At 55.7% G+C, this 12,971-nt stretch carries 12 protein-coding genes and 1 pseudogene; 4 read left to right on the plus strand and 9 right to left on the minus strand.

Translation table 11 applies throughout. The annotated features are described in order from the left end of the window. Positions 1-70 precede the first annotated feature (70 nt). Positions 71-316 (plus strand): annotated as a pseudogene (locus OKC28_RS15240) (transposase); the annotation flags it as partial. A gap of 392 nt (positions 317-708) precedes the next feature. Here OKC28_RS15240 and OKC28_RS15245 read toward each other — a convergent pair. Genes OKC28_RS15245 through OKC28_RS15260 form a run of 4 tightly spaced genes read right to left on the minus strand, consistent with a single transcriptional unit; the run spans position 709 to position 2,963 of the window. Continuing rightward, a complete protein-coding gene (locus tag OKC28_RS15245) occupies positions 709-1,029 on the minus strand; it encodes a hypothetical protein (RefSeq protein ID WP_059167776.1) in 321 nt (106 codons plus the stop codon). A gap of 32 nt (positions 1,030-1,061) precedes the next feature. Then, entirely contained in the window at positions 1,062-2,567 is a 1,506-nt protein-coding gene (locus OKC28_RS15250; RefSeq protein ID WP_256688331.1) for a replication initiation factor domain-containing protein, read from the minus strand. Beyond that, positions 2,564-2,725 carry a hypothetical protein gene (locus tag OKC28_RS15255; RefSeq protein ID WP_256688332.1) on the minus strand — a complete coding sequence of 54 codons (162 nt, stop codon included), beginning with the start codon at positions 2,723-2,725 and terminating at the stop codon, positions 2,564-2,566. Before OKC28_RS15255 ends, OKC28_RS15250 begins: the two co-directional genes overlap by 4 nt. Next, complete coding sequence (locus OKC28_RS15260; RefSeq protein ID WP_256688333.1) at positions 2,712-2,963, minus strand: hypothetical protein; 252 nt, start codon at positions 2,961-2,963, stop codon at positions 2,712-2,714. Before OKC28_RS15260 ends, OKC28_RS15255 begins: the two co-directional genes overlap by 14 nt. 124 nt (positions 2,964-3,087) lie before the next feature. On the opposite strand from OKC28_RS15260, the gene OKC28_RS15265 reads away from it, so the two are divergent. The 3 genes from OKC28_RS15265 to fabA all read left to right on the plus strand — a co-directional run bounded on the left by OKC28_RS15265 (position 3,088) and on the right by fabA (position 6,147). Next, positions 3,088-3,480 (plus strand): helix-turn-helix domain-containing protein, encoded by a 393-nt coding sequence (locus OKC28_RS15265; RefSeq protein ID WP_256688334.1) that lies wholly within the window; start codon positions 3,088-3,090, stop codon positions 3,478-3,480. 49 nt (positions 3,481-3,529) lie between these two features. Beyond that, positions 3,530-5,506 (plus strand): Lon protease family protein, encoded by a 1,977-nt coding sequence (locus tag OKC28_RS15270; protein ID WP_011898689.1) that lies wholly within the window; start codon positions 3,530-3,532, stop codon positions 5,504-5,506. An 80-nt stretch (positions 5,507-5,586) separates the two neighbouring features. Next, positions 5,587-6,147: a 3-hydroxyacyl-[acyl-carrier-protein] dehydratase FabA gene (gene fabA, locus OKC28_RS15275; RefSeq protein ID WP_005315696.1), complete on the plus strand. Its 561-nt coding sequence runs from the start codon at positions 5,587-5,589 to the stop codon at positions 6,145-6,147. 73 nt (positions 6,148-6,220) lie between these two features. Here the strand turns inward: fabA and rmf are convergent, their stop codons facing one another. From rmf to rlmKL, 5 genes are all read right to left on the minus strand, one after another. Further along, on the minus strand, positions 6,221-6,400 hold the full coding sequence (gene rmf / locus OKC28_RS15280) for a ribosome modulation factor (protein WP_005315693.1): 180 nt from the start codon (positions 6,398-6,400) through the stop codon (positions 6,221-6,223). A 159-nt stretch (positions 6,401-6,559) separates the two neighbouring features. After that, entirely contained in the window at positions 6,560-8,194 is a 1,635-nt protein-coding gene (locus tag OKC28_RS15285) for a DUF3466 family protein (protein WP_021138732.1), read from the minus strand. Positions 8,195-8,202: 8 nt separating this feature from the next. Beyond that, positions 8,203-10,113, minus strand: a complete 1,911-nt coding sequence (gene uup / locus OKC28_RS15290) for an ATP-binding cassette ATPase Uup (RefSeq protein ID WP_058393907.1) — start codon at positions 10,111-10,113, stop codon at positions 8,203-8,205. 71 nt (positions 10,114-10,184) lie between these two features. After that, positions 10,185-10,424, minus strand: a complete 240-nt coding sequence (locus tag OKC28_RS15295) for a glutaredoxin family protein (protein ID WP_099993245.1) — start codon at positions 10,422-10,424, stop codon at positions 10,185-10,187. Further along, on the minus strand, positions 10,424-12,619 hold the full coding sequence (rlmKL, locus tag OKC28_RS15300) for a bifunctional 23S rRNA (guanine(2069)-N(7))-methyltransferase RlmK/23S rRNA (guanine(2445)-N(2))-methyltransferase RlmL (RefSeq protein WP_270690128.1): 2,196 nt from the start codon (positions 12,617-12,619) through the stop codon (positions 10,424-10,426). The genes OKC28_RS15295 and rlmKL overlap by 1 nt, the downstream gene beginning before the upstream one ends. Between the last annotated feature and the right edge of the window lie 352 nt (positions 12,620-12,971).

Raw genomic sequence — 12,971 nt, forward strand, 5'->3', positions numbered from 1 at the left:
AATCGGCTCAAACATGAAGAAATGAAATGACTGAGTCAGCCGAGAAGAATTTCCCCGCTTATTCGCACCTTCCCTAGGGCACTATATACGGCAGCACTGGCGGATAGAGAACAGCCAGCATTACATTCTTGATGTGGTGTTCAACGAGGATGCTTCCAGGATAGCGATGGAGGATGCGGTCGAGAATATGGCGCTATTCCGGCGGTTCGTATTGAATATCGTAAAACAGAGCAATTGTGGTGCTCGAAGTCAGAGAAACAAGCTAAAAAGAGCCGGCTGGAATGACGACTATCGGGCTCAGTTATTCTTTGGTTAAAATATCAACAAAGTGTGCTCCCGCCCTGGGCAGCAGACAGGGAAGCGACAACAGCGATGCAGCCGTTGCGGAACAGACCATTGATTTTTTGCATTTATTTATCCTCGTTTTGCACCAACAATGACACGGGCAATAGCGCCCAATTTGAGGCCAGCGACCCAGATGATTAATCCAAAGCCAAAGGCCATCGTTACCATGGATGTATCGAATTCAAACCAGCTCGATATATCCGTTAATTTGGTGTGCTCCTGGACAGTCAAGAGCACGTATTGACAGGCATCCCCCTCAGCAAGGCGGGCATATCCCTCAGAGGTAATATTTAAACAAAGCATTATCGCGCCCTCGTCGTCGCTCGCTGCGCGCTCTCGCTCCTCCTCCTCGTTGCGCGGCGGTTATACCGGCTTTTTGGTAGGCTGGAAGCCAACAACAACGTTTCGGGTCGGATTCTGGGGATCCGCTTCCAGGATAAGATCCACCGCTACCAATTTAGGGCAGTCGGCCAGCTCTTTAATAGTCGGTGAATCATTGCGCAGGGCCAACTGGCGAACCTCATAGCCCCAGGAGGTGATATTGCACTCCGGCTTGTTCACGTTATTGGCTACCGCCAGATATTCCACCTGGGCGAAGTCATAAGGCACAGGAGCGCCAGATTTACGGGAAACGCCATAACCATGAGTCACGCGAGTGACCAGAACACCAGTTAGCAGAGACATATTATTTACCCTTTCTTTGAAGAACCTGATTTTTAGGTCGATACCAAATTATGTGCACCCGATAAAATCTCAGGTGGCAGCGGCATTCTTAACCGTGCGGGAATATCATCTTCTCCCAGGTGCGCAGTTAATTGGTTAACAATCTTCTCTGGGGCTAACCCCTCAATGTTTGCTAACCAATTGACAAGGCGGCCTGCCATCCGAGACATATTAAAAACGGCATTGTCCCTGGACGTTTTGAACTTATTCTTAAACGTGGTCACACGAACCGGCACAGTATCTTCCTGGGAAACTGCATCCAGCCATTTAGCAAATTGCGGATACATCCCCGAAAAATAGGGGTCAGGGTTTACCAGGACGTCCAGTGGAATAATTCTATCCTTGTTGTGTAATTCGCCTTCGGCGCGAACCCAATTAGGATTCTCCTCAGACTGCATCTGTTTTCCCTTTTCATATATGCGAGCGCATTTGCCGTTTATCCGGCTACCCACATAAAAGGAACATCCCTTGGTCGGCACCATGCCAAAGCGCTTGGCGATACCCTTGGATATTTCGGAGATCACGAACTCACCGGATTCAATTTTCATCCAGGAAGGCGCCCGGCCCCGTTGTGGATGAAACTCGCCAGCCTCAGCGGCAGTGATCGCGCCCTGGTAACTGATATGGTCGCCGCTGTAATCGTCCAGGGCTAAATCCACCCGCGTGATCCGCACCGATGGAATGTGAGAGATAACAGAGTGCAGAGCCTGGAAGTCCAGGGCCGCACAACCCACACCGGAAAAACTGACCATGCAACCGTGGTTAGCTGCACCCCAACCAATCAGGCCGCAGGGGAGGCCATCACACAGCAGGTCAGCCGAATTGGCGTAGCCATGCAGACCGGAGCGGCGAGGGCGCATAGTGAAGCGCGGCTCAGGAATGGGAACACCGATACGGGTGTTCAGCTCCTCCAACCATGTCTCCAGTTCAGCGCAGCAGAGGGTGTCCAGGAACTGGACGCCGTAGCTGTCGATCAAGTCGTTATAGGCTTCCCAATACTTGGCACCCTCGACCACCTCAAATTCTGAGAACTTGAGCAGGTCAGCGCAGACGGCTTTGAGCTCTTTGCGCATGTCGGCCCGGGATTTGTAATTGGAGTGCAAGGCCCGCTCCATCATTTCGGTCATGGACGGGGTAAAGACCGGGGCAGGGGACTTGGCTATGCCTTTGAGGCTCACCCGCTCGGAGGCCTTGTCGTATACCCGCGCCACGGTAGCAGGGGCAGGGGCAACGCCCAACCGCTCAGCCTTGTCATACAGCCGTTCAGTCACCTTGTCGAAACGGGCGAGGGGAGCAAAGCCCACCGGACGCTTCCACAGGTAACGCAGCCCCTCAACGGGCGGGGCAGACAGCGCCGCCTGGATGGCCTTGTTCTGGGTATCGAAGCGGGGGATGGCCTTCAACAGGGCACCTTGCTTGGCTAACTCAACCATCTGGCGCAACTCGGTAGGCGCCCAGGTGAAGGAGAGATAGTCGATCAGGGTCTTATGGCCGCTCATAGCTGCTTGTCCAAGGAGGTGGCCACCAAGCAAACCAGGGTAGCCAGCAGGCAGAGCACCAGCAGCAGACCGAAGCCGACAACAAAGGGCTGGACGCTCACATCCAGGTTGTCGCCGATAACCCCATTTATCGGCATCACGGATCTATGACCAGTCATCGAAAAACACTCCCTGGTCATAAAAGTCTCGCCATGTGTCCTGGGTCACCTCAACCAGCTCAAACGCCGTATCGGGGTAGGTCATGGACAGGTAGATCCGCATTTCATGCAGGTCGCGGAACATCTCAACCTGACCCGCCACACAGGCGGAGTAATCGCCGGTCGGTTCTGCCTGCCAGTAGACCTTGCGCTCTGTGAGTGCGGGCAGATCCTGATTTTGTGGGCTAGAGTAGGTCATGAGTTATGTATTCAAGTAGTTACTTAAGTGCATTCAATCATGTAAGTACCTAAATAGAAACGAGGCGATTTTCGCCAAAATGGGTATGATGGGCCGATTGTCTAACCACTCAGGAGACAAAGAAATGGACTCTAGAACGCTGATACAGGCCTACATGAGGGCCAAAAAGTACAGCCAGTTTCAGGAAGTTGCCGCAGACCTGGGATTTACCAGCTCTTACATTTCCGCAATCAAGCATGGAAAGTCGCAACTCACTGATGCCACTGCGAAAAAGCTTGCCGAGGAAATTGGCTTGGATGCCAACGAAGTGCTGTTAAGTCTGGCTGCCGTCAGAGAAACAGATCCCGAACTCAAACAGGCCTGGTATGACATCCTGGCGAAGTACACCAAAGGAGCCGGAACGGCTGTAGCCCTTATGGCTGCGGTGTTCCTGACCCCTAGCCACGGGCATGATCTAACCGCGCATAATGTATATTATGTTAAATTGAGTATCTTGTTTTCTGTTCCCCTAAATTGAACTGTGTATAATGGAAACAAATGATCCTATCTCCGACCGGATATCTTAAGTGGCTGAATTAACATCAGAACAACTAAAACCCGCTTTCGCGATTGAACAGTTCCCTGCACTTAGCGAGCTAGAACCCATTCCCTTCGCTGCCTTGCAACCCAGAGTGATTTCCGGCATCAAGCGCCTCGCCAGTTTTGATGGTGATTGCCCGGTCATGCTGCTCAATGGTTTCCCCGGCGCTGACTATGAAGGTGTGTGCCAGACATTGATCGCTGCCTCCAATGGCAAGGATGGTGACCTGTTTGATCTCTGTTATACGGAAAACTTGAACAACCCGTTCAAACCGATCTGGTTGCGTCTGCAACCCGGTACCGGCATCGAGTTTTGCGAAATGGTTGGCGAACTGCTCAAACTGATGAGCCACCATCTGGATGCCGAGCGTCTGGTCACTCGCATCATGCGCAAGCAGAACAACGATCCCAAGATCGATGACTTTCTTTCCGATCTGGCGGCCCATGTAGCTCAAGGACTCGAATTCCAGCACCCTGTGCTCATCAACCTGCTGATCCACCATGAAGATCAGGAAGCTCCGGTGATTTATGGCCGGGATCTGAACTGGGATACCCTGTTCGGCTCCATCAACTATCAGACCGAACAAGGCTCTGTTTACGCCAACCAGCATCTGCTGGAGCCGGGTCTGTTGCGTCAGGCCAATGGCGGCTATCTGATATTGCAACTCGACGAGCTGCTGGATCAGCCCCACCTCTGGTTCAAGCTCAAGAATGCCATTCAGAAAGGCGAACTGGACTGGAATGCCTATCAGGAAGGCAAGACCCTGACTCCCTTCTTTACCCCGGAAGCGACCCCCATCAAGCTCAAGCTGATCCTGGTCGGTGACCGCCTCGAGGTATCCGAGTTCCAGATGCTGGACAGGGACATGTCCGAGCGCATCTTCCTTCGTGCGGATCTGGTATCAGAGGTCAACATTGATGAAGACCTGCCTGAATTTCTGCAGTATCTGGCATGGTTACGCGAGCGTTGGACACTGCTGGACTTCACCCCGGCCGCCCTCGCCGCCCTCTGTCGCCATGCCAGTCGCCTGTGTGACCATCAGGAGTGGCTCTCTCTGTCCGAGATACAGCTCAGTGCCATCATGCGCATGGCGGACAGCCTAGCCCGCGAAATGGAAGCCGAAACCGTGACTGATGAGCATATCCGGTTGGCCCTTGAAGAGCAGGACTACCGCCTAAATTATCTGGTTGAACAGTCTGATCAGGGCGTCATTGACGGCCAGATTCTGTTGCAAACCGATGGTGAGGAGATCGGCCAGATCAATGGTCTGTCCGTCATTCAGGTCTCGGGTCATCCCTATGATTTTGGCGAACCTGTACGTCTCACCGCGACCGTGCACCTGGGCGATGGCGACATTGCGGATGTCGAACGAAAAGCTGAGCTGGCTGGCCATATCCACGCCAAGGCGATGATGATCATTCATGGTTATCTCTCCAACAAATTTGGTGCAGAAACCCCCTCGCCGCTCTCTGCCAATCTGGTGTTCGAGCAGTCCTATCATGAGATCGATGGTGACAGCGCCTCTCTGACCGGCCTGTGCGCCCTCCTCTCTGCCCTCGCCCGCCAGCCCATCTATCAACACTTTGCCGTCACCGGCGCGGTCGATCAGTTCGGCAATGTGCAGGCGGTAGGTGGTGTGAACGAGAAGATTGAAGGCTTCTTCCGGGTGTGCAAGATCCATGGCATCACAGGCAAGCAAGGCATCATTCTGCCGGGCACCAACATCCAGCAGTTGAACCTATCCGACGAGGTGATTGCCGCCGTCGAAGCAGGTCAGTTCCACATTCATCCGGTGGACCATGTGGAAGAGGCCATCGAGCTGCTGACTGGCTGTGTAGCGGGTGAGCCGGACATGCCGGATACCCTGTTTGGCCGGATCCAGCAGCGACTGGACGAACTGAATGGCACCGCGTTCAAGGGGGGCTTGATCCGCCGCCTGCTGGGCCGGTTGTTCAGCCTGTAATAAAGAAGAGATCGGAGTTGTTTAGCGCACAAGTGTACGCTAAATTGGCCCGGCTTTGACCCATATGAAGGATAAACAGCGTGACCGTAGACAATACCACCATTGATCCCCGCCTTTCCCTGTGTGAACAAGGCAAAGACTCGTTTACCCGTGAAGAGCTGCTCGCCTGCAGCCGTGGCGAATTATTTGGTGAGGGTAACAGTCAGCTGCCCGCCCCCAACATGTTGATGATGGATCGCATCGTCAAGATCAACGACAACGGTGGTGAGCATGGCAAGGGCGAGATCCTGGCAGAACTCGACATAACGCCGGACCTCTGGTTCTTTGACTGCCATTTCCCGGGTGACCCTGTTATGCCAGGCTGTCTGGGTCTGGATGCAATGTGGCAACTGGTCGGCTTCTTCCTCGGCTGGAAAGGCGGTCCGGGTAAAGGCCGTGCACTGGGTGTAGGTGAAGTGAAATTCACTGGCCAGATCCTGCCGACCGCCAAGAAAGTGACCTACAAGATCACCTTCAAGCGTGTCATCAACCGCAAGCTGGTCATGGGGATCGCCGATGGCGTCGTGGAAGTCGATGGCCGTCCCATCTATAGCGCCAGCGATCTGAAAGTAGGTCTGTTCAAAGATACCACTGCATTCTGATCGACTGATTTAGTGGTAACGTAAAGGGGCCTCAATGGCCCCTTTCCTTTTGTAATGAGTGATGAAGTACCAATTACTTCATGAAGAGGCCTGAACCCCGCCCTTCCATGGCGTCTCGCCAACCACCAAGCCAATGCCCTCGGGCATCCAGGCATTGGTACGGACACGCTTCTTTCTGTTTGCCGACCACGCCAGCCTGATAACCACGAGCGCGAGCTCTTTCCAGACGGTCCCGTTTTTGTCTCTTCATCATCTACGACCCTCTTCGTGGAACAAAAAAAGCGACCAATTTTTCATCGGTCGCTTTCATCTTTACCCCACGAGATGGGCAGGGTCAAACAAAAAATGTCATGCTATCCGGTCATTGTGACACAAGACACTGAACCACATTAATTTTTAGTGACATCCCATTTTATCGTTGGTAACGGCGCAGCCAAGTAAACGGCAGGGCCAGCAGAGTCAACCAGAACAGGCTGCCACCACCACTGCCACCATCCTGACCAGTCTGGTTATTGACCGGCGCATTCGCGACCACATAGCTGGCGGGTTCATTGTTCTTGTAGTCTGCGATAGCGGGCTCCAGCTTGACACTGACCACGGTGGCATTGCTGCGGTTATTCAGATCGCTCTCGCTGTTATAGCGAAAAGCCGTCGCAGCGACAGTACCGTCAGTGCTGATGCCGCTGGCATACGCGATGTGATAGTAGTAGCCTTTCTGATCGCATTTTTTGGCACCTGCATCATCCAGCCCGCAGATGAGGTCGTTCAGATACCAATTTTTACCGGTCGCGGCGTTGAGCAGGAAACCTTCCTGCATGCGGTTGGTGCCATTGACCACAGGTTGGGTCTGGTGACGAGAGTCACGCCAGCCCACGACCATGTTGTGGTTGTTGATGGCGGCAGCTTCCGAGCCTGCACCGCTGATTGGGCTGTCTTGCAATGGCACACTCGCCGTCTGCTTGGTGTTCAAGTTGAAGACGAACATCTCGACCGGGCGGTTTTGACCCTTGTTGATGCGATAGCGCTGGTTGCCAATCACATAACCGTTGTCGTTGACCCCCACAGCCCAGCTGTGTTGCAGCTTGGCGTCATCCTTGCCCGGCTCGCCTTCGGCCAGCGGTATGGTCTGGGTGGTACCGACCTTGCCACCAGCCAGATCCAGCGTCCAGTATGCGGCCAGATTGCGGCCATCCAGATAGTTGCTGCCAATTTCACCGGTAGAGGAGTAGCCCACACCGTACAAGCTGCCATTGACGTTGCCAACCCCGAGGGCAGACGCCGTCTGGATCACTTCGTTACGGCCACGGGAATACTCGTTGGCCTGGATCAGCTTGTTGAAGGTACCAGTGCTGTTGAGCAACCAGAAGCTGGCCTGGGTGTTGAGGCCCGGGCAGTAGCGGTAGTCACCATACTGGCCGTCGTTACCGGCGAAGCACCAGTTGTAAGTCTCGGAATTGACGGCAATGGTCTTGCCGGTAGCGGCAGTGCCGGTCACCAGATACTGGTCATCGTCCAGTTTTTTGATGCTGGTCGGCACGCTCAGGCTGTGGGTAGTCGCGCCATCCTTGAGCTCAACTTTGGCCACACCTGCAACTTCAGCAAACGCAGTGCGCAGCTTGCCATCCATCTTGTAGCCGACACTGGTACCTGCGACGTCGCCCAAGGCGGTGATCAAACCATCAGTTTCGTTGCTGACTACGTCACCCACGTTGCTGCGCTGATCGGTTTTGGCCAGGAAGTCGGCACGCCACTGATACGCAAAGTTGCTCTTGTCGTTCCAGAAGGCGTTGCAAACCGAGTTGGAGAGCATGCAGCCCTGCTCAAAACGGAAACGATCGACCAGGAAGTCGGCGAAACGTACGGTCGAAAAGTGCTCGGCCATGTCGTTTTTGGTGTTGAACCCGATGAGCCCGTTGCCATCGGCACTGATCCCGCTGGCATAGCCTTTGACTTCATCATCAATGATTTTGAAAAAGGGGTCTTGTGCCGCCTGGGCATGCAGGCTAGCGCTGACCAGAATGGCCAGCATGGATAATTGCTTTTTCATCTACTTCCTTAGTCCTGATGTTTCAACGCTTCCAACTCCTCCCAACGGGAGAAGGCTTGTTCCAATGCAGCCTCTGCTGCATTCAGGGCATCCAGTTTGAGCTGGGTTTGATCGCTCGGCAACGCGAAGAAACCGGGGTGGTTTACCTCTGCCTGCAGGGCATTCAGCTCAGTCTCCAGCTGTTCCAGTCGGGCTGGTAGATTATCCAGCTCCAGCTGCAACTTGTAAGAGAGTTTTTTGACTTTAGAGGCAGCAGGGCTTGCCACAACGACAGGCTCTGGCGTTTTGACCTGAGCCGCTTTTGCCGCCAGCTGTGTGCTCTGCTGGGCCCGCGTCGCCATCATGTCGGCATAACCGCCCACGTAATCGCTGATACGTCCATCCCCTTCAAACAACCAGCAACCTGTCACTGTATTGTCGATAAAGCGACGATCGTGGCTGACCAGCAACAGGGTGCCAGGATAGTCCGCCAGCAGCTCTTCCAGCAATTCCAGCGTTTCGACATCCAGGTCGTTGGTTGGTTCATCGAGGATCAGTAAATTACTGGGCTTCAAGAACAATTTGGCCAACAGTAAACGGTTTTTTTCGCCCCCTGACAAGGCTTTCACAGGGGTACGTGCCCGCTTGGGTTCAAACAGGAAGTCCTGCAGGTAACCCAGAATGTGACGGGAGCGGCCGCGCACCATCACTTCCTGCTTGCCCTCCCCCACGTTGTCCATCACCGTCTGCTCGGGATCGAGCTGATCGCGATACTGGTCAAAGTAGGCCACTTCCAGCTTGGTGCCCCCCTTGACCAGACCACGGCTGGGCTCGAGTTGGCCCAGCAGCAGCTTGATGAGGGTGGATTTGCCGCAACCGTTGGGACCCACCAGGGCGATCTTGTCGCCACGCAGCACCTGCAGATCCAGCCCCTGGAACAGGGTACGATCGCCAAAGTCCAGCCCCAGCCCTTCGGTTTCGAACACCAGCTTGCCGGAACGGTTCACATCGTCCATTTGCAGCTTGGCCTTGCCCTGCAGCTCGCGACGCTGGGAACGCTCCATCCGCATCGCCTCAAGGGCACGTACCCGGCCTTCGTTGCGGGTACGGCGCGCCTTGATGCCCTGACGTACCCACACCTCTTCCTGGGCCAGCTTGCGATCGAACTCGGCATGTTGCAGCTCTTCAACCCGCAGTGCCTCTTCCTTGCCCTGCAGATATTCGTCGTAGTTGCCAGGCCAGGAGGTGATCACGCCGCGGTCGAGATCGATGATCCTGGTCGCCAGCTTGTGGATGAACTCCCGATCGTGGGAGATGAAGACAATGGCGCCGCGAAAATCCTTGAGGAAATCTTCCAGCCAGTTGATGGCTTCGATATCCAGGTGGTTGGTCGGTTCATCGAGCAGCAGCAGGTCCGGATCGCAGGCCAGCGCACGGGCCAGGGCCACTTTACGCAACCAGCCACCGGACAGACTGTCCAGGGTTGCGTCGGGATCGAGGTTCAGCAGGGTCAACACCTGGCTGATGCGGGTCTCGAACTGCCAGCCATTTTGATAGTCGAGCTGTTCTTGCAGATCGCTCATGATGCGTATGTTGGCATCGCTCGGATCGTGGGCCAGCTCCATGGAGATATGGTGATACTGCTTGAGCAACTCGCCGACGCCGGCCAGCCCTTCGGCTGTGTAGTCAAACACAGTGAGGTCACTCGATGCAGGCGGATCCTGCTCGAGGCGAGTCACTTTCAGATCCTGCTGCTGTACCATGCGCCCGTCATCGAGCGGCAGTTCGCCAGCAATGATCTTCATCAGGGTGGACTTGCCCGCCCCGTTGCGCCCGACCAGACAGAGACGCTCTCCGCGCTCAATGCTGAGCTCGGCATTATCGAGCAGCGGGAAATCACTGAACGACAGACAAGCGCCGTGCAATGTTAATAAAGCCATGTTTCTTCCTTATTACCTGATGAAAAAAGCGGGGCCAGATACTCTCTGCCCCCCTTTTTCTCTATTCGTGCTCAGCCGTGACTGGCCTGCGCAGTTACCCAGACACCGAGCTCTGCCAACGTAAAGGGCCAGCCAAGTTCGCGACCGGCCTCATCGCGCAGCACCGGAATGCGTACCCGATAAGCGGCGAGCCATTCGGCATCATTGATGATGTCGCACTGGCGGGTCTGGCTGGCCAATCCGGCCTCTTCCACCAGCTGCCACGCCTGTTCACACAGGTGGCAGCCGTCGGTGTGAAACAGGGTCAGCATCAAGCCTCCGCTGGCACGTCGGCGTGGGTGATGATCCAGCAGTTGTGGATATGCTGGTTACGCTCGAAGTCCTTCGGTCGGGTCTGCTGGGTGATATTGCGAGCCTTGAGACCCGCAGCCTCGAGCCCGGCCAGGTCCATCTTGAAGTGACGTTTGTTGTTGGAGAACACCAGGGTGCCATCGGCCGCCAGCAGGCGCTTCAAGTGCTGCATCAGCAGCAGGTGATCGCGCTGTACGTCGAAGCTCTCGTCCATCCGCTTGGAGTTGGAGAAGGTGGGCGGATCGATGAAGATGAGGTCGTACTGATCGTCCGCTTCCGACAGCCACTTCAGGCAATCAGCCTGCACAAACTTGTGCTGACGGCCCACCAGCGAGTTGAGACGCATGTTGTCCTGCGCCCAGTTCAGATAGGTGTGGGACATGTCGACCGTGGTGGTCTCGCTGGCACCGCCCAGACCCGCATGCACTGTGGCACTGCCGGTATAGGCAAACAGGTTCAGGAAGCGCTTGCCCTTGGCCATCTGGCCCAGCATGCGGCGAGTCTGACGGTGGTCAAGGAACAGGCCGGTATCCAGATAGTCGTAGAGGTTGACCCAAAGACGGGCACCGTACTCCTGCACTTCCATCCGGTGCTGCTCTGCAGCGAGCTTCTGATACTGCTGTTTGCCCTCCTGACGCTCGCGCACCTTCAGGATCACCTTCTCGCCGTCCATGCCGGTCACCTTGATGGCGGCCTGCACCATGTCGAGCAGACGCTGGCGGGTCTTCTGGGCGGGGATGTCTTTGGGCGCGGCGTACTCCTGCACCACCAGGTAATCCTGATAGCGGTCGATGGCGGCATTGTATTCCGGCAAGTCCGCATCGTAGAGGCGGTAGCAGTCGATGCCCTCTTTGCTCGCCCATTTCTCGAGGGTTTTAAGATTCTTGCGCAGACGGTTGGCAAAGTCCTGCGCCACCTCTTTCTGGGAGGCCACGGAGTCCAGCGCAATCTGGTAGTTGCGCAGCTGACATTCAAGCGCCCCGTTGAACAGACGATATTGCTTGTCGGCACGCAGACGCAGACAGCTCAGCAGCTCGGGCGAGGCAGAGAGAATAGAGACGCGCCAGCCCTGGAAGCCACGACGCAAGGCATCGCCGAGTGCCTGATGCACTTCGAGCAGGGCCGGAAACTCGCCGAGACGCTCGCCATAGGGCGGGTTGGAGATAAGCATGCCGACTTGACGGGCTTCCTCCTGACTCGCTTCCCCTTCAACAACGGCTGGCATCGGCAGCGGATTTTCAAGCTGGGTCACATCGGCCTGCTTGAAGGTGATGAGGTGGGCCACCCCGGCCGCCTTGGCATTGTCGCGGGCCTTCATCAGCACGCGGGGGTCGGCATCGCAGCCAAACAGCTTCACTTCGCAGCGCTGCATGCCGCGCTTGGCACGCACCTGGGCCTCCATCATCAGGCTCTGCCACAGATCAAAGTCGTGCTGCAGCCAGCGATCGAAACCGAAGCGCTCCCGGCGCAGGGCCGGCGCCATGTCGGCGGCGATGAAGGCCGCTTCAATCAGCAAGGTACCTGAGCCGCACATGGGGTCCATCATGGGCTCGCCGGTCCAGCCGCTGCGAGCAATCATGGCGCAGGCCAGGTTCTCTTTGAGCGGTGCTTCGCCTGTGCCCTGACGGTAGAAGCGCTGATGCAGCGCCGGGCCGGACAGGTCCAGGGTAATGTTGGCCTTGCCCTTGCCCAGGTGCGCCATGATGCGAATGTCCGGTGACTTCTTGTCGACGTCCGGGCGCACATGGCCGCGCTTGGTGAAGCGGTCAACGATGGCATCCTTGATCTTCAGCGCACCGTACTGGGTATTGCGAATGGCGGGGTTGGTACCGGTAAAGTCCACCGCTATGGTGGAGGTGCCGGAGAAGTGCTCTTCCCAAGGGATGGTGTGGGCGCCCAGATAGAGATCCAGATCGTCGTTCATCTGGAATTCGGACAGCACCAACACTATGCGGGAAGCAAAACGGCTCCACAGACAGGCCTTGTAACCAATGGCCAGTTCGCCTTTGAAGTGAACGCCGGCGACAGTCTCACGGACCTGCTCTGCGCCAAGTGTGGTCAGCTCGTCGGCCAACAGGTTTTCCAGCCCCTTGGGGCAGGTTGCAAAAAATTCTTTCATCACGCTCACGGGGATGCCATAAAAATAGTGCCGCATTATACCTTAAGAGCCGATCCGGAGCAGCAAAAGCTTCGCGCTGGCGATACAAACAGGGCCCGTGGACAGGTACAGGCAAGCCTGCTCCCCACTCCCCATTTATCTGACATACGCAAGAAGGCTTGGCCAATTGACATATAGGGACCTGATGGAGATGTGATGCTCATGTGGATCAGCTTGTGGGTCAGCTATAGACGAGCGGTCATCAGATGACCCCGGATATCCATTGCCTCGTCAGAGCAAGACGCTAGGTAATGCGTGCCTATATTCGGGTATGAATGCTCCACAGTTATTCACACTAATTGCCATATCTGACAGGCGTCAAACAAGGCTTACTGCGTTATTATCTTTC

It is taken from the genome of Aeromonas sp. D3 (genome assembly GCF_027705025.1).
In the GTDB taxonomy this organism is placed as follows: Bacteria; Pseudomonadota; Gammaproteobacteria; order Enterobacterales; family Aeromonadaceae; genus Aeromonas; species Aeromonas salmonicida.